This window comes from Pseudoalteromonas sp. APC 3358, assembly GCF_030408075.1.
Taxonomy (GTDB): domain Bacteria; phylum Pseudomonadota; class Gammaproteobacteria; order Enterobacterales; family Alteromonadaceae; genus Pseudoalteromonas; species Pseudoalteromonas arctica.
Genome location: NZ_JASDCE010000005.1, coordinates 309,187 through 326,661, shown reverse-complemented (window position 1 = coordinate 326,661; position 17,475 = coordinate 309,187). Strand labels below are relative to the sequence as shown.

At 39.1% G+C, this 17,475-nt stretch carries 17 protein-coding genes; 5 read left to right on the top strand and 12 right to left on the bottom strand.

Annotated elements, in window-relative coordinates:
- Positions 1 to 58: 58 nt before the first annotated feature.
- The 5 genes from lysS to xerD form a co-directional block, all read right to left on the bottom strand.
- Entirely contained in the window at positions 59 to 1,594 is a 1,536-nt protein-coding gene (gene lysS / locus QL995_RS10625; RefSeq protein WP_290294137.1) for a lysine--tRNA ligase, read from the bottom strand.
- A 26-nt stretch (positions 1,595 to 1,620) separates the two neighbouring features.
- A protein-coding gene (gene prfB, locus QL995_RS10620; protein WP_165722105.1) for a peptide chain release factor 2 occupies positions 1,621 to 2,719 on the bottom strand; the annotation gives its coding sequence in 2 pieces (ribosomal slippage) (positions 1,621 to 2,643 and positions 2,645 to 2,719; 1,098 coding nt in all).
- A 143-nt stretch (positions 2,720 to 2,862) separates the two neighbouring features.
- A complete protein-coding gene (recJ, locus tag QL995_RS10615) occupies positions 2,863 to 4,584 on the bottom strand; it encodes a single-stranded-DNA-specific exonuclease RecJ (protein ID WP_197111703.1) in 1,722 nt (573 codons plus the stop codon).
- Between the two features lie 81 nt (positions 4,585 to 4,665).
- Positions 4,666 to 5,394 (bottom strand): bifunctional protein-disulfide isomerase/oxidoreductase DsbC, encoded by a 729-nt coding sequence (gene dsbC, locus QL995_RS10610; RefSeq protein ID WP_007583768.1) that lies wholly within the window; start codon positions 5,392 to 5,394, stop codon positions 4,666 to 4,668.
- 63 nt (positions 5,395 to 5,457) lie between these two features.
- Positions 5,458 to 6,384, bottom strand: a complete 927-nt coding sequence (gene xerD / locus QL995_RS10605) for a site-specific tyrosine recombinase XerD (RefSeq protein ID WP_290294134.1) — start codon at positions 6,382 to 6,384, stop codon at positions 5,458 to 5,460.
- A 94-nt stretch (positions 6,385 to 6,478) separates the two neighbouring features.
- Between xerD and fldB the strand changes: the two genes are divergently transcribed.
- The gene (fldB, locus tag QL995_RS10600) at positions 6,479 to 7,000 is read left to right on the top strand and encodes a flavodoxin FldB (protein ID WP_007583764.1); all 522 of its coding nucleotides are present in this window, start codon (positions 6,479 to 6,481) and stop codon (positions 6,998 to 7,000) included.
- A gap of 344 nt (positions 7,001 to 7,344) precedes the next feature.
- On the opposite strand, the gene QL995_RS10595 is transcribed toward fldB, so the two are convergent.
- The 4 genes from QL995_RS10595 to QL995_RS10580 all read right to left on the bottom strand — a co-directional run bounded on the left by QL995_RS10595 (position 7,345) and on the right by QL995_RS10580 (position 11,032).
- On the bottom strand, positions 7,345 to 7,812 hold the full coding sequence (locus QL995_RS10595) for a YHS domain-containing (seleno)protein (RefSeq protein ID WP_169044284.1): 468 nt from the start codon (positions 7,810 to 7,812) through the stop codon (positions 7,345 to 7,347).
- A 139-nt stretch (positions 7,813 to 7,951) separates the two neighbouring features.
- Positions 7,952 to 8,398, bottom strand: coding sequence for a DUF2147 domain-containing protein (locus QL995_RS10590; protein ID WP_290294133.1), 447 nt, complete (start codon positions 8,396 to 8,398; stop codon positions 7,952 to 7,954).
- A 164-nt stretch (positions 8,399 to 8,562) separates the two neighbouring features.
- Positions 8,563 to 10,272, bottom strand: coding sequence for a DUF4153 domain-containing protein (locus tag QL995_RS10585; RefSeq protein ID WP_290294132.1), 1,710 nt, complete (start codon positions 10,270 to 10,272; stop codon positions 8,563 to 8,565).
- A 61-nt stretch (positions 10,273 to 10,333) separates the two neighbouring features.
- Positions 10,334 to 11,032, bottom strand: coding sequence for a methyltransferase (locus QL995_RS10580; RefSeq protein WP_290294131.1), 699 nt, complete (start codon positions 11,030 to 11,032; stop codon positions 10,334 to 10,336).
- Positions 11,033 to 11,107: 75 nt separating this feature from the next.
- Between QL995_RS10580 and srmB the strand changes: the two genes are divergently transcribed.
- Positions 11,108 to 12,334 carry an ATP-dependent RNA helicase SrmB gene (gene srmB / locus QL995_RS10575; RefSeq protein WP_007376476.1) on the top strand — a complete coding sequence of 409 codons (1,227 nt, stop codon included), beginning with the start codon at positions 11,108 to 11,110 and terminating at the stop codon, positions 12,332 to 12,334.
- Positions 12,335 to 12,606: 272 nt separating this feature from the next.
- Positions 12,607 to 12,927, top strand: coding sequence for a BON domain-containing protein (locus tag QL995_RS10570; protein ID WP_010553266.1), 321 nt, complete (start codon positions 12,607 to 12,609; stop codon positions 12,925 to 12,927).
- Positions 12,928 to 13,020: 93 nt separating this feature from the next.
- On the opposite strand, the gene QL995_RS10565 is transcribed toward QL995_RS10570, so the two are convergent.
- The 3 genes from QL995_RS10565 to yaaA form a co-directional block, all read right to left on the bottom strand.
- Positions 13,021 to 13,704 (bottom strand): hypothetical protein, encoded by a 684-nt coding sequence (locus tag QL995_RS10565; protein ID WP_007583750.1) that lies wholly within the window; start codon positions 13,702 to 13,704, stop codon positions 13,021 to 13,023.
- A gap of 236 nt (positions 13,705 to 13,940) precedes the next feature.
- The gene (locus QL995_RS10560; RefSeq protein WP_197187969.1) at positions 13,941 to 14,897 is read right to left on the bottom strand and encodes a mechanosensitive ion channel family protein; all 957 of its coding nucleotides are present in this window, start codon (positions 14,895 to 14,897) and stop codon (positions 13,941 to 13,943) included.
- A gap of 121 nt (positions 14,898 to 15,018) precedes the next feature.
- Positions 15,019 to 15,798 (bottom strand): peroxide stress protein YaaA, encoded by a 780-nt coding sequence (gene yaaA / locus QL995_RS10555; RefSeq protein WP_290294130.1) that lies wholly within the window; start codon positions 15,796 to 15,798, stop codon positions 15,019 to 15,021.
- A gap of 225 nt (positions 15,799 to 16,023) precedes the next feature.
- Here yaaA and tal point away from each other — a divergent pair, with 225 nt between their 5' ends.
- Positions 16,024 to 16,974, top strand: coding sequence for a transaldolase (tal, locus tag QL995_RS10550; RefSeq protein WP_007376481.1), 951 nt, complete (start codon positions 16,024 to 16,026; stop codon positions 16,972 to 16,974).
- Positions 16,975 to 17,197: 223 nt separating this feature from the next.
- Entirely contained in the window at positions 17,198 to 17,386 is a 189-nt protein-coding gene (locus QL995_RS10545) for a DUF3545 family protein (protein ID WP_007583746.1), read from the top strand.
- Positions 17,387 to 17,475 lie beyond the last annotated feature (89 nt).

Genomic DNA, 17,475 nt, shown 5'->3' with positions numbered 1-17,475 from the left:
GCAAAAAAAACGCCGCTATTAAGCGGCGTTTATTAACTTACTTTGTTCTACCCAAAGCTTAGTCAGCTTGTGGACGCATATGCGGGAACAAAATAACGTCTTTAATTGTTGATGAGTCAGTAAACAACATTACTAAACGGTCAATACCAATACCTTCACCTGCAGTTGGCGGTAAGCCGTACTCAAGTGCGCGTATGTAGTCTTCATCGTAATGCATTGCTTCATCATCGCCTGCGTCTTTCTCTTCAACTTGGCGAGTAAAGCGCTCAGCTTGGTCTTGTGCATCGTTAAGCTCAGAGAAACCATTTGCAAGTTCACGACCGCCAACAAAAAATTCAAAACGGTCTGTAACAAATGCATTTTCGTCGTTACGGCGTGCAAGTGGAGAAACTTCCCACGGGTAGCCAGTAATAAACGTAGGTTGAATAAGCATGTGCTCTGCTGTTTCTTCAAATATTTCACACAAGAACTTACCTGGGCCCCAAACACAATTTTCAGGAATTTTAACGTGCACTTGTTTAGCGTACGCTTTTAATTCGTCAAAGTGGTTTTCTGGGTCGTTAAATACCGCAGCATCAAACTCAGGGTTATATTTTAATATTGCATCGCTCATGCTTAAACGTGTAAACGGTTGGCCAAAGTCGTACTCAACTGAGTCAATTACTTCGCCGTTTTCGTCTTTAGTTGTATTAACTACAACTGCACTACCTAGTACGTTTTCTGCAACCGTACGAAGCATGTCTTCGGTGATGTTCATCAGGTCGATGTAATCAGCGTATGCTTGGTAAAATTCAATCATTGTGAATTCTGGATTGTGACGCGTAGATAACCCTTCGTTACGGAAGTTACGGTTAATTTCGAATACACGGTCAAAACCACCTACCACTAAGCGCTTTAAGTAAAGCTCAGGCGCTATACGCAAGTACATGTCGATATCAAGCGCGTTATGGTGAGTTACAAACGGACGCGCAGATGCACCGCCAGGTATAACCTGTAGCATTGGTGTTTCTACTTCCATAAAGTCACGGTCTGCTAAAAAGCGACGAATGCCTTCAACTACTTGTGAACGAATGCGGAATGTTTCGCGCGTTGCTTCGTTAGTAATTAAATCAACGTAACGTTGGCGATACTTTGTTTCTTGATCTGATAAGCCATGGAATTTTTCTGGTAACGGACGAAGTGACTTTGTTAATAATTGATACTCAGCCATTTCTACGTATAAATCGCCTTTACCTGATTTATTTAATGCGCCTTTAACACCAATAATATCGCCAGTGTCTAGTTGACCATATTTTTCTTTAAGATCTTTTTGAACATCTTTAGATGCATACGCTTGTACGCGACCTTTCATGTCTTGAATTACAAAAAACGGTCCACGCTTTGCTAAAATACGGCCAGCGATAGACACAACTTCTTGCATCTCTACTAATTCTTCTTTGCTCTTATCACCAAACTGGGCTTGCAAATCAGCCGTGTAATGCTCACGACGGAATTGGTTTGGATGACCGTTGGCTGGGCAATTTTCGCGTATAGCGTCTAACTTGCCGCGACGCTCAGCGATTAACTTGTTTTCGTCTTGGATTTTATCAGTCATTTTTTAGCTCTTTATTAGCTTGGTGGTTATAGGCCAGATTTAAGGCTGGCTTCAATAAATTTATCTAAGTTACCGTCAAGTACCGATTGGGTATTGCGGTTTTCAACGCCTGTACGTAAATCTTTAATGCGTGCGTCATCAAGTACGTATGAACGAATTTGACTACCCCAACCAATATCAGATTTAGCATCTTCTTGCGTTTGTTTTTCAGCATTTTGCTGTTGTAGCTCAAGCTCAAATAATTTAGCTTTTAACTGCTTCATCGCTTGGGCTTTATTTTTATGCTGTGAACGCTCGTTTTGACACTGCACTACGGTATTTGTTGGTACGTGAGTGATACGAACCGCCGATTCGGTGGTGTTAACGTGCTGACCACCCGCGCCCGATGCACGGTAAACGTCTATACGCAGGTCTGACGGATTCATATCAATTTCAATATTATCGTCAACTTCTGGGTATACAAACGCAGAAGCAAATGAAGTATGACGACGACCACTTGAGTCAAATGGACTTTTACGTACTAAGCGATGCACACCAGTTTCTGTGCGTAACCAACCGTAAGCGTATTCGCCAACAAAGCGGACAGTTGCGCCTTTAATACCAGCAACATCACCGTCGGTCGCTTCAACTAGCTCAACTTTAAAGCCTTTAGCCTCGCCCCAACGTAAATACATACGAAGTAGAATATTACACCAGTCTTGTGCTTCAGTACCGCCAGAACCTGATTGTAAATCAAGGTACGCATCGTTTGAGTCATGAGGACCTGAAAACATACGACGAAACTCTAAACCTTCTAACTGTCCGTTTAAATCAGCAAGCTCAGTTTGCGCTTCAATAAAGGTATCTTCGTCTTCAGCCTCTACAGCAAGCTCAAGTAAGCCTTCAACATCATCAGTACCGGCTACAAGGTTGTCGATTGTTTCAACAACAGCTTCTAATGCTGACTTTTCACGGCCAAGCGCTTGTGCGCGTTCAGGCTCATTCCACACGGCTGAATCTTCAAGCTCGGCGTTAACTTCTTCTAAGCGTTCTTGTTTAAGAGCGTAGTCAAAGGTACCCCCGAAGCAATTCAGTACGTTCGCGAATTTCCTTGATTTGATTAATCACAGGATTCACTTCAAACATGTACATCACTCCAAAATGGCTAGGTAATTGCGCCCCTTTAAATGGGATTTTCGCAATAAATTATCGTCAAATGATAAAAACGCCCGATTTTAACAAAAAACCGCGCGCTTTATTAGCATTTTATGCATGATATTACATATTTTTTAGTGTACTTTTTTAAGCTCTCTAACTATTAATTGCAGCGTAAATTTACCTCTAAACTCATTTATATCGAGCTGGTACGCTACTTTTACAAACTTCGCCTCAGTATCTGGCCATTCTTTTACATCAATACCAAAAGCAATGGCGTCAACTAATCGACCAGATTGATGCTTTAACACGAGCTTTAAATGCTTTTCGCCTACTATGCGCTGCTGTATTACTTCAAAGGTATGCTCAAACACCGGCTCAGGAAATTGCTGACCCCACGGGCCCGATTGCTTTAATAGCTGGGCAAATTCCATCGTAAAGCAGTCGTTTGGCAGCTCACCGTCGGTAAATACAATGCAGCGCTTACTTTCTTCACTCAGTTGCGCGCTAACAGCGGCATCAAACGCTTTTTTAAAGTCGTTAAAGTGCTGCTCGTTAATACTTAAGCCGGCTGCCATGGCGTGGCCACCAAATTTATTAATTAAGTGTGGGTCGGCTGTATTAAGCCCTTCGAGTAAATCGCGCATGTGCAGCCCTTCAATAGAGCGGCACGAGCCTTTAATCTCACCGTTTTCGCCACCAGCAAATATAACGGTTGGACGGTGGTATTTTTCTTTTAAGCGACCAGCCAAAATTCCAATAACACCTTGATGCCAATCGTCTTGAAACAAACAAATAGCATCAGGGATGTTATCGTCGCTAAATGCGAGCCTATCAAGCACGGCTTGCGCCTCGGCTTGCATGCCTTGTTCTATTTCGCGCCTTGCAAAGTTTAAGCTATCGAGCTCGCCGGCTATACTACGCGCTTGGTTTATGTCGGTGCTAAGCAAGCACGCTATACCCAAACTCATGTCGTCCAATCGCCCTGCTGCATTTAAACGCGGCGCAAGTGAAAAGCCAAAGTCGCTTGCGCTTAAGCGGGCAGCATTGCGGTTAGCCACTTCAATAAGCGCGGTAATACCAGGGCGTGTTTTACCACTGCGAATACGTGCTAAACCTTGGTGTACTAAGGTACGGTTATTTGCATCAAGTGCCACTACATCGGCAACCGTGCCAAGCGCTACAATGTCGAGCAAGTTAGCTAAATTAGGCGGCGGTTGCTGCTCAAAATAACCTAAATCTCGCATTACGCTTCTCAGCGCTATTAATAAGTAAAAAGCAACGCCAACGCCTGCAATAGATTTAGACGGAAAATCACATTCATGTCTATTTGGATTTACTATTGCATCGGCATTTGGCAGCTGTTCACCTTGTAAGTGGTGATCTGTTACCAGCACTTTTATGCCAACCGCTTTTAAAATATCAATACCGGCAATACACGATATGCCGTTATCTACTGTGATCACTAAATCAGGTTTTATTTGTACTATTTGCTCAGCAAGCGCGGGGCTTAAGCCATATCCTAAGCTAAACCTGTCAGGAATTAAGTAATCTAAATGTTTAAAGCCAAACATCTCAAGGCCTTGCATTAATGTTGCAGTGCTTGTTGCGCCATCGGCATCAAAGTCGCCAACTATTAATATTTGGCTTTGCGCTTTTAATGCTTCAATTAATAAGTCGCTGGCTTTGTCGATGTCTTTAAACAATTTGAAGTCGTGAAGCGTAGCTACGCTGTTATTTAGCTCTTCGGCATTGAATACATTGCGGTTAGCATAAATTTGTTTAATTACAGGGTGTAAATTACTCGGCAGATGCGAGTCGTCAACGTTTTCACGCGCAATGATTAGTTTTTTCATGCAGGGTTTTAACTTATTGAGTCGTATTAAAAAGACAAAAAAAGGCCATTAAGGCCTTTTTAATAATAACTAAGCGTTTAATTACGACGCTTTGTTAGCTTCTAATGCTGCTTTTAGTGCTGCTGCTGGCTGGTAACCAGGGATCATTGTACCATCTTCTAAAATAATAGCGGGTGTGCCGCTAATACCAAAGCTTTGACCTAATTGGTAATGCTCTGCAACCGGTGCGCTACAGCCTGCAACTACTTTAGTGCTTGTGCCCGATTTAGCTTCTGTTAGTGCTTCTTGCTGATCGCGTGCACACCATACGTTCATTAAATCTGCGTAACCTGAACCTTGTAAGCCACCACGTGGAAACGCTAAGTACTTAACGGTAATACCCGCATCAAGTAAATCGTCTAACTCGCGGTGTAATTTACGACAGTAACCACAGCTAATGTCGGTAAATACAGTAATGCTGTGTTTTTCGTTTGGCGCTTTGTACACAATCATCGATTCTTCGTATTCTTTAAGACCTTCAACACGCACGCCATTTAATGCTTGCTCTGTTAGGTTATTACGATTATTTAAGTCAATTAACGTACCTTGCATTAAATATTGACCGTCTGGACTTGCGTAAAGCACGCCCTTATTAGTAATCAATTCTTTTAAACCCGTTACTGGACTTGGATTAATTTGCTTTACAGTTACACCAAGCTCGGCAAATTTAGTAATAATAGGATCATTAGCATCTGGTGTTACAGCAACGCCATTTGCAAATGCACTAATACTTGTGCACAACATGGCACCTGCTAACATTAATTTTTTCATAACTTCTCTCTATCCTAAAAATACTTAATATATTGACCGGCTTAATGATATTTACTTTCAAACTTACGCACGCGGGTGATGCTCTGCGTGTACCGACTTTAACCGTTCATTGGCAACATGGGTATAAATTTGCGTCGTCGATAAATCGCTATGGCCCAACATCATTTGTACCACACGTAAATCTGCCCCATGATTTAATAAGTGCGTAGCAAAAGCATGGCGCATAGTATGGGGCGATAATGGAGACTCAACGGCTGCCAAAATAGCATAGTGTTTAATTCTATGCCAAAAGGTTTGTCGCGTCATGCCTACTCCGCGTTTAGATGGGAACACAAAATCGGTGGCATGTTTTATCATTTGCGCACGCCCACCCTTTAAAAATTGCTCAAGCCAATACATGGCTTCTTCACCCAGTGGAACTAAGCGCTCTTTATTACCTTTACCTTTTACAAACACCACTGCTTGGCGCAAATTAATTTGCTCCATGCGCAGTCCAACAAGCTCACTTACACGCAAACCCGTTGCATAAAGTAGCTCTAGCATGGCTTTATCGCGCAGTCCCATCGGTTCTTCGTTATTAGGCGCATTTAATAATGCCTCAACTTCAGCCTCTGAAAGTGTTTTAGGTAACGACTGCCCTGCTTTTGGCTGAGAAATATTTAGCATGGGGGTGTCACTAATTAGTTTTTCGCGCACAAAGTACTGATAAAAACGCTTTAGCGCACTAATACTACGTGCCGTACTGCGTGGTTTTAAGCCTAAATCGACTCGGTGCGCTAAGTAACTCTCTACATCAAGCCCTGTTACCGTCATTAAATTTTCGCCCTTTAAAAATAGGCAAAACTTATCTAAATCACTGCGATAAGCACTTAATGTGTTTTCGCTTACGCCTTGTTCTAAGTACAGGCTATCTAAAAAGGTTTCTAGGTAGTCGCTATTACTGCTCATACTGCTGTTATTTTCAAAAGAATCGTCAGATAGCGTTGTCACATTATGCTCTCATGCTTTGCTAAGGTATCAATTAAAAATACCTTACGGTAAACTTGAGCCTATCATATCAGGCAATTACACAGTGATAAATACGATGCAAATTGGTTTATTTTTTGGTTCTACTACGTGCTACACCGAAATGGCAGCAGAAAAGATTCGCGACATTATTGGTGCCGATATAGTTACCCTGCACAATATTAAAGACGAGCCACTAAAAAATGCAGAGCAGTATGACTTTATCATCTTTGGTATTTCAACATGGGATTTTGGTGAAATACAAGAAGACTGGGAGTCAAAGTGGGACGACATAGCCGACGTAAACCTAAATGGTAAAACCATTGCTTTATTTGGCATGGGCGATCAACAAGGTTACGGGCAGTGGTTTCAAGATGCGCTAGGCATGCTACACGACGAAATAAATACGCAAACATTTACTCAACTTGGTTTTTGGCCAAACGACAGTAGTTACGAGTTTGAAGCTTCAAAAGCATTAACGCCTGATGGTAAACAGTTTGTAGGACTCGCACTCGACGAAGACAGTCAATACGAGCTAAGCGACGACCGCATTGCAACATGGGTTGAACAGGTAATGACTGAATACGGCGAAACGCTTTAATTAATAAGCTAATAAATAAAAAGCAAAAAGCCCGCAACTAGTTTAGTTGCGGGCTTTTTAATTAGGGCGTGTTGATCTTTGGTGGGTGAATTTGCAGCAGTATGTTTGGTTTTTAGGCAAGGCAGAGCCTATGTAGTGTGGTTATTCCCCATAAATAGGCGATAACGCAGCATAAATGCCAAACATGCACTGCCCTCTGGGTTCTTTCTAGGGGCGATCAACTCTTTGTTGCTCGGTTTTTACTTAGCCCACTAGGTTACAAACCTCGCGCCGCGATTTAATCGCCCCTAGATTGAACAAATTTCAATCCACAAAGATCAACACGCCCTAGCAATATGAGTAATTTATTGAAACGTCATCACATTGGTTGTTTGTGGGTAGTACCCATCTGCCATAACAATGTATGGTAGTAAATTACTTAACCATTTTTGCTGCACGCTTTCGCTATAGTTTAAGTAAAGCTTACCTTCGTGAATATAAAATGCTTCTGGGTCTATACCTACAGCGTTACCTTCATCAGCCATTGCATAAGCACACCAACCACCGTATTGCGGTGCATAACGCTTTGGGTTTTCTGCAAATGTCGTTTTGTTTTCTTCACTCGAAAAGTGCCAGTTGGCACCTAAATAACTAAACGTGTATTTTTCGCTGCCTTTAACGGCTTTATTTTGCGTAAAATAAGCAACGCTGTCGTACCCTTTAATAGCCGTGTTATTAAACCAACCCGTATTTACAGCATCATCCTTTGCATTTGCCCCACCGCTTATTAACAGTGCGCTAAGCATTATTAAAGCAACTATGTACTTAATCATCTTTTTTCCTTTATTATTTACTCAAAATTGAATGCCAATTAAATATAGCTGGCTTAATGAGTAAGAAAGGCAAAGCGCAAAAATGATTTCAGTTAATACTTAACTATTTAACGTTTAGTAATTAAATAAGTAGTAAAACTTACTCTACTTTTAGCCAATATTGGTTTCGATAAAAAAAGCCAATGTAGCCGCGTACTTCGAGCTTTTCACCTTCATCTTGCGGGGTTAGTTGTAAAGTGTAGGTTTTACCATTTGTTGGGTCGAGTATTTCACCGTCTCCCCAAACGCCATCATCTTGTGCTTTTACACCCGTGATTATAGTCATTCCTAAAATAGGCTGATCTTTTAACTCATCATCACATTTGCTGCATATATCGTTTTGTTTTGCCGGGTTAAGAATGGTTTCAACTTTGCCGCTTAATACACCGTTGGTTTGGGTAATACGTACATACGACTTAGCTTGGTTTGTATCCTCGTCAATCGTTTTCCAAAGCCCTACAGGCGTAATAGCAGCAAACACACCTTGGCTTGCAAAAATGGTGGCTGCTAACGTGCTAAGTAATGCTAATCTATTTAACTTTTTCACTGTGTTGCCTTTTAAATTAAGTGGCCAATGGCTAAATCATATCAGGTGATTTATAAACACACTATTAAAGCGCTGTACATAAAATAAAAAACTAAAAGAAAAAACCTAAACTAATAATCATTAGTTTAGGTTTAAGGGGCAGTAGCATAAAAAAAAGTTACGTATTACCTCACTTTAAAAACAACATCCCCTATTTTTAGATTTGAATATTCAGGCTCAACTAAAGATAATTCGTTATTATCAATCATGCTTTTAAGGTATCTAATCTCTTCAGGATTTTCGACATTCATATACCTTGAGCGCCACTTACCCATGTCGAATAACCAGAAATATGCGGATATATTTTCATTACTTTCGTCAATCACTATAAAATCGAGTTCATCATCTTTGTTTAAATCCATGCCAATGAAATAGTAAGTATGTTCTTTTAAAGAGTTACGATCGTAAAAATGTTGTTCAGAAAATACTGCCTCTATTAAACCTTGAGGTATTAGCGCTTGTGATGGCCAAAATACACTGCGCTCAATAAAATCATCGACTGTGTGTTCAAGCGTTAAAGCAAACTCGTTATTTACATACATCCTATCGATGATAGCGTATTGCTCTGGGTGACTCGTTTCAATTTTCTGTTTTAATAACTGCATAGCTAAATAACCTTGGCGACCTAAGCTGTGCTCAAAATAGTAATAGTCAAACTTTTCTATTGTTACTTTATCTGCATCTAAACGCGCTATTTGGCTGTGTGTAGATAAGCTTTGAAAATTTAATAAAGGGGAGTTAACAGCAAGCATACTAACGAGCACCACCCACCCCATCACAATATTTATTTTGCTAAGCGGCTCTAGCCAATTGTCTCGCTTTGTTATAATTCCAACAAGATAACTAAACGAAAAACACGCCAATAAAAACCAAATCAAAATGCCCCAACAACGATCTACTGTTAGCCCATGCTGCTCTACCCGTAAGTAAATTCCATAGGCAGAAATAACACTATAAACTGGAAGTAACGCAACGCTTATAAAAACGAGTCGGTGCAAGAGCATGTGATAAGGGCGAACTGATGAGTCATCTTTATAAACAGTGTTAACAAAAAACAACGTGAGCACCTGCAGCCACATTACTAATAAACTGCCACTTCCGGTCTCCCATAATTTATTGAGTCCGGTAAAAGGAAGTGTTGCTAAAAAACCGAGAGAAATAACTGATAAAACAGGCAATAAAAACTTAATTAAAGTTTGTAGTAAAAAAGCGATATTATCTTCAATGTTCAAAAGCTTTCTAAATATGACACTCGCAAAGGCAAATGCGAGCGTTAAGGTTGGGATCCAAAACCATTCATTTCTTAGTAGCTCAGAGAAAAATTCTATATCTAAAATATCAAATAAAGCCGCACCTAAATTTAGAATTCCCCAAAAAATAAGTACAAACAGCCAGCATTCTCCAAATATTATAAAATTACGCCAAGAGAGCTTAAATAAACGACTGTAACTAACATTTTCTGAGCTACCAAATTGTTGTATGTACATAAGGCCTTTAAAGCCAGCTATTAAACTAGTAAAAATAAAAACTGACATTAAAGTGTTATTACTTACGTACTCTTGAGGCTCTTGCTGAAAGCCAACATACGCCCCCAATAAAGATAACAACAAGGAAAAAGGAAGGATTAAAAGCAACGACGTTTTTATATTATTTTTATTAACGGTCATTAGCATTAATAAAGGAAAGCTCATAGAAAATGTAATAAGTGAGACTAACCATGTAGGGCTTGTTGCTGGCCACACATTATTTTCTATACTGCTATACAAAAGGGTAAGAGCAATAGCCTGTAGTACGGCAAGTATAATTATAAAAGATTTTGGTAACTGACTATCCATATCTGTTCTCAACAATAGGTTTTAGTCAGTTTGCGTTATTCGTTCCTATTTTACAATTGCTTCACATTTTCAAATAAAATGCTTTGCATAGGGCTATATAATCAGCAGTGTAGGTATTATCTAAGTTTCTAATACACAGGGTTGATGATTCTATATCGCTTTTTACGTAGCTAAATGTCATTAAACTGCGGCTAATATCTTTGTTGGGCGTGGCTTTTACTTGGCAATGAGCATTTAAATAAAGCCCATTTTGAGTAGCAAGCTCAATAAATAATGCGCCTTCAACGCTTGGGAGTATTAAGCTAAAGCGAGAACCACTATGGCTTAAATGTTTAAACGCATTAATTAACTCTTCAAAACTTAGGCCGTCGGTATGACGTGCGGTATTACGCGCAACATTATCGCCTTTTAAACTGTGATTAAAATACGGTGGATTAGAGATAACCACGTCAAATTTAACTTCACTATTAAAGCTTTGAATAGTTTGGTGCGTAATACTTATAGTTGGCCACGGGCTATTAGCTACATTTTGTAATGCTTGGGTATAGGCGCTTTCGTCAATTTCTACCGCAGTTATATCAAGCTCATTACTGCGCTGCTTACACATTAGTGCTAACAAGCCAGTGCCGGTGCCTATATCAAGTAATGACTTTGCACCGCTTAAATTAGCCCATGCGCCAAGCAAAATGCCATCGGTAGAAACTTTCATTGCACAGTGGTCGTGTTCAACTTTAAATTGTTTAAATACAAAACCAGACATTTTTTCACCTTTTCATTCACCAAGCGCAGCATAGCGCGTATAATCAGGGTAATTGTCCCTTATTTTAGACACTCTATGCAATTTTCTGAATTTGATCTTGATAACAAGCTACTCGATGCCATTAATAAAATGGGCTACGAGACGCCAACCAGCATTCAACAACAAGCTATTCCTGAAGCACTACAGGGGCGCGATATTTTAGCATCTGCGCCTACTGGTACAGGTAAAACAGCGGCATTTTTAATTCCGGCTATTCAGTACTTACTGGATTTCCCACGTCGTGACCCTGGTTTTGCGCGCGTACTCGTTATGACCCCGACTCGTGAGCTGGCTTATCAAATTCATGAACAATGTGAACTGCTAGCTAAACGCACACACCTAAAAATTGGTGTAGTAACAGGCGGTATTAACTACGGCACGCATAAAGAAATTTTTGAAAAAAATAATGATATTTTAATCGCCACACCAGGTCGATTAATGGAATACCTAGAAACCGAAAACTTTCATGCTGAACACGTAGAAATGCTTATTATTGATGAAGCAGATCGCATGTTAGATATGGGTTTCAAAAAAGAAATGAGCCGTATTTGTGACGAAGCTAAAAATCGTCGCCAATGTTTTTTATTCTCAGCAACACTTGAAGGTGACAGCGTAGAAAGGTTTGCTGAAAAAACATTAAACGACCCAGCTCTATTAGAAGCCGAATCGTCACGTAAAGAAAAAGCTAAAATTCACCAATGGGTACATTTAGCCGACGATTATCATCACAAACTTGAATTATTAGTTAATACGCTAAAAAACCCTGACGTAACTAAAGCGATTGTGTTTGTTAAAACTCGCGAACGCTTAGAAACATTGATTGGCGAACTTACAACTAATGATGTAAAAGCGGCGTGGTTACGCGGCGAAATGCCACAAGACAAACGTATGAAAGCCATGGAAAACTTCCATAGTGGCAAAACAAGCATATTAGTTGCTACCGACGTAGCTGCACGTGGTATTGACGTATCTGACATCAGCCACGTTATTAACTTTGATATGCCGCGTACTGCCGACGTATATGTACACCGTATTGGTCGTACTGGCCGTGCTGGTAAAAAAGGGATAGCAATATCGCTAGTTGAAGCACACGATATTGGTATTTTATATAAAGTAGAGCGCTACGTTGAACAAAAATTAAAACGCCGTGTAATTAGAGGTGTTGAGCCACAGCATAAAGAAGCTAAGCCACCAGCTAAAAAGCGTAAAGATCCAGTAAAAATGAAAGCCAAGAAAAAGGCTAAGGTTAAAAAGAAAAAGTAACCTAAAACATTTTTATACTAAGCCGACTTTTGTCGGCTTTTTAATGCAAGCCTTGCAGGCTCTGCTGTTTGTACCTGTTACATATGTAACCCAAGCATGTAACTCATACTCATTTAAATGTAATTTTTGCCCACCTGAATTCCCACTTAATAAAATTTCCTTATATTTCATAGCGTTAATATTGGCACCGAAATTGTAACTACAAAGATAACCTAGCCGATGGAATTTCCATATTGTGGCTGCACTATTCACCGTAATGTAAGGATTAAGTTATGAACCGCTTCAAGTTAACTATCGCTTTAGTATCATTTTGTTGTTTATTTTTATTAGCTTGCGCTACAAAAGTAAGTGCAGCAACCAACATGGCCGTAGTAAGCAGTGTAGCCACTCAACCTAACTTACAACAAGCTATCACCAACACCCTACGAACTAATCCTAACCTAGCGTTAAGTGATATTCGTGTGCAGGTAAAAAATGGGGAAGTAGATTTATACGGTGAAGCACAAACTGGTTTTCAGCGCGCACTGGCTCAAAAGTTTTTAGAAAATATGGATGGGGTTAAAATCATTCGTAATAAAATTAGTGTTATTTAATACGCACCACATAAACTTATTTGTATAACTAATTCATAAGCGCGGCTTGTTACTCCAACACAAGCTGCGCTTTTTTATGTTTATTTTTTGTAGTTATTTCAATTTATCTAGTTGTTGAATAACATCACTTAATTTAAAACTACTTTTTTGTGAATTAAAACTTTCAACAAAAACTTCTTTAAAACTGCTTACCGTAGAATCTTCATTTAGCTCAAAAGGAAAACCCTTAAGTTCCTTTGTTTTTGGGTTAAACTTATAAACAAAATTGTCACCACTTAAACCCGCTGAAAAAACGTAATGATGATTATCAACCCATCCTGCCGCGCCATGAAATAGAGCAATATTTATTTTATCGTTTTGAGTATGTAAGCCGACTTTAACTACATTATTTTTATTGAATGCGGCTTTTGTTATCTCTTTACTGGGGATAAACCAAAACCCTTTTGTATTACCCACAAACACAGCTAAATATTCATTATCAGGTGACCAAGTGATAACGTTACTTTCATAACTTTTTCTAGGGCATAAAACATCATCTGAGCTACAAAACTCTCGTAACTTCTCTTTTTCAATATATGCCGCTTTATTTGGTAAGATTAATGTAGAGGTAAGGTTTTTGTTTTTATCGAGAAAAAGCATTTCAGCGGTATTGTTATCTATATTTAATTTATAACTCACATCATATTTAGCATTATATTCGTTACCTACTGAAATAAAGCTAATAACTAGGCTTGAAAATAAAATTATTTTTGTAAACCATTTAATCTTTAACTTCATTTGTTTGTAACCCTAATATCTAAAAAATACACCTTGTATAACCAATAATTGCATAATAAATAGATAAAAGGGAAACTTACCTTATAAAAAATACGTTACAAAATCTGCTGGAGAAAATAATTAATGAATAAAGAAAAGTGACTTGAACTAATTAAAAAGCGCATTTTTACTCTGTAAAAATGCGCTGTTGGTAAGTAACTATTTCCAATGCTTTTGCCTAATGAGCTTTAACTAAATTACTCACTTTGGCTAGAGTCAGCACCGTCGCTACTGTCTTTATTTGATGACTGCTGGCTTATTTTGTCGCTAATCATGGCATCGAGTTTTTCGCCCCCTTTAATACCAAAATCTAAAGTGCGAATTGGGAATGGAATGCTAATGTCCGCCTCGTCTAGTGCTTGCTTAACGGCAACTATACCTTTATGGCGTACCGTCATAAAGTCAGGCTCGCCTGGGTATTTAATCCAAAACCACACCAGTAAGTTGATGCTGCTGTCACCAAAGCCTTCAGCGTATACGGCGGTTTCGTCTTTGCGTATTACAAAGTCAAATTCGTTAATTTTTTCGACTATAACGTCTTTTGCTTTTTCTATGTCATCGCCGTACGAAATACCTACGGGTACTTCTATACGTCTTATACCTAGCGTGGTGTAATTTTTTAGTACATTTCTAAATAAGACTTTGTTTGGTACAAGTATTAGTTGCCCGTAAAAGCTCTCTATTAGCGTGTTACGTAGGTTTATAGAATGTATCGAACCAAACACATCATCGGTTTCTATCACATCACCTGTTTTAAATGGCTTACGTACACCCATTGCTATACCTGCAATTAGGTTTTCGGTCATGTCTTGAAACGCAAAACCAATGGCTAAACCCACAATACCCGCACCAGCAAGTAGCGAAGTAACGGTGCCTTTTAAGCCAACAAAATCGAGCGCTATAAATAAACCTATGCACAACACAATAACTTTAAAAATTGACGCCATTAAGTCGGCAATTTGTGTTGAGTCGAGTGAGCGGCGTAATACGTTTTTCATCAGCTTGCCAGCAAAGCGTGCCAATATTGAAAACACAATTGCGATCAGTATCGCAACTATAAAATTAGGGATATGACTTATTACAACATCAAACCACCCTCCGAGCTTTTCTTCTATTAGTTTTTCGGCTTCATCAATTGACGGAATGCTGATCATTTTATTTGCGCCTATTTAATTAGTGTTCTCATTAATATTAGATGAGATTGCAAATATAACGCCAACATCAAAAAAGCCATGCAATGCATGGCTTTTAAATTTTTTATTTAAGCTTATAAACCTAATTTTGTTCGTCGCGCATAAATACCGGCTCAAGCTCTTTAACTGTTGCCTCAGGGCTAAAGTAATAACCCGCCACAGTAAACTCTTTAAGTTGGCTTAATTGCGTTACTTTATTTTCGATAATGTATCGCGCCATCATGCCGCGTGCTTTTTTAGCGTAAAAGCTAATTACTTTGTATTGACCGTTTTTACAGTCTTTAAAGTGTGGGGTAATAATTTGTGCATTAAGCGCTTTTTTATCTACCGCTTTAAAGTATTCGTTTGAAGCAAGGTTAACTAAATATTGTGCATCTTGTGCTTTTAATACGTCGTTTAGTTTATTCGCTATTACGCTGCCCCAAAACTCGTATAAGTTTTTGCCACGTGAGTTTTCAATCTTGGTGCCCATTTCAAGACGGTAAGCTTGCATTAAATCAAGTGGTTTTAATAAGCCGTATAAACCCGAAAGTATACGTAAATGGTTTTGTGCGTAATCAAGCTCGCTAGCTTTAAGCGTACTTGCATCTAAACCGCCATATACATCACCATTAAAGGCAAGTGCGGCTTGTTTAGCATTACTTTGTGTAAACGGCTGCGCCCACTCACTAAAGCGTGCTGCGTTAAGCCCAGATAGCTTGTCGCTAATTTTCATTAAACTGCCAATTTGCGCTGGTGTTAGTTCACGGCATACTTTCATGAGCTCTTCGCTGTGCTCTAGTAATTCAGGCTGAGTGAACTTGTCTGTTGCGGGTGGCGTTTCGTAATCAAGATTTTTTGCAGGTGAAATAACAGTGATCATAGTTAGCTATTGACTTGTAATTTATTTAGTGTCAATTTCAACATTAAATGAAACGAAAAGCACGTTTTGTTTAAATAAATCCTCTCTTAATAACCCATGCATTGCCGTTTTTTTATTGATCAGGACATAAGACCTATCAAGCATTGTCACACTGTTGCAGTATGGATTGTATATATTAAGAGTGATTAGATTTTTCTTTTAACTTGCTTGGAATGAGGAAAGCAAATGACTTCAGCTCTACAAAGGCTAAAACAACATTCATCTATCGTAGCCGACACTGGTGATATTGAAGCTATTAAAAAGCATCAACCAGAAGATGCAACTACAAACCCGTCGCTTTTATTAAAAGCGAGCGAGATTGAAGCATATAAGCCTTACCTAGATAAAGCTTGGAGCTACGCAAAAGAAACCGAGCAAGAGCCTGCTAAACAACTTGAACTAGCATGTGATTACTTTGCCGTATTACTAGGTAAAGAAATTAGCGCTATTGTACCTGGTTATATTTCTACTGAAGTAGATGCACGCCTTTCGTTTAATACGCAAGCTACGATTGATAAAGCACATACCCTACTTAGCCTTTACGAAAAAGAAGGTGTAAGCAAAGACAAAATTTTAATTAAAGTAGCGTCTACATGGGAAGGTATTAAAGCCGCTGAGCAACTAGAAAAAGAAGGGACTAAATGTAACCTTACTTTATTATTTAGCGATGCCCAAGCTCGCGCGTGTGCCGATGCAAACGTATTTCTAATTTCGCCATTTGTTGGCCGTATTTTAGATTGGCACGTTGCTAACGGTATGGAAAAACCAACCGATCCGCTACAAGATCCAGGTGTTCAGTCTGTACGCAGCATTTTTGAATTTTACAAACGCCATGACTACAAAACAGTTGTGATGGGTGCAAGTTTCCGTAATACAGGCGAAATTATTGCACTTACAGGTTGTGACAAGCTAACTATTAGCCCTAATCTTTTAGAAGATTTAGGTAACCTTGAAGGCGCACAAGAATATTTGCTTGAAAGCGATGTTCCACAAGAGCCAAAACCAGAGCCATTAACAGAAGCACAGTTCCGTTGGTTACATAACCAAGATGCTATGGCTACTGAAAAACTAGCTGAAGGTATTCGCTCTTTTGCTGATGCACAAGAACAACTAGAGGCGCGCTTTAAAGCAATGTAATTTGCTATAATCGTGTTTTAAAAACGTCGCAATAGCGGCGTTTTTTTATGCCTAAAATACGCTACCCCTCTATATAATCTTCATATCGACTTCATATAATCCTCGTATAAACCTTCATCAATTAATCACACTTATGTAACATAACTGTCACTTTTTTATTCTATTTTAACTAGGCCTGTGGTATAGGTATTCTTGAGGTCAATAAAATCAATAGGAGAAGTTCATGGATAGCCTAAACGATATATTAGAGATATTAGAAGGACCAGATACAACAAGGAAAACCTCTCAGAAAAATAAAAAAAGAAAATGGCGCGAAATAGAAGCAATAAAAGACAAACAGCGCCTACGTAAAGAACTACAAGAACTAGACTACTTTACAGACAGTATTGCAATTGAAGAGCTCGATTTTTAATTCAATACGCCCCAACTAAACAAAAAGGCTTCCGATATATGGAAGCCTTTTTTAATGCGCTGAAAATAGCTGCATGAGATAAATTTATT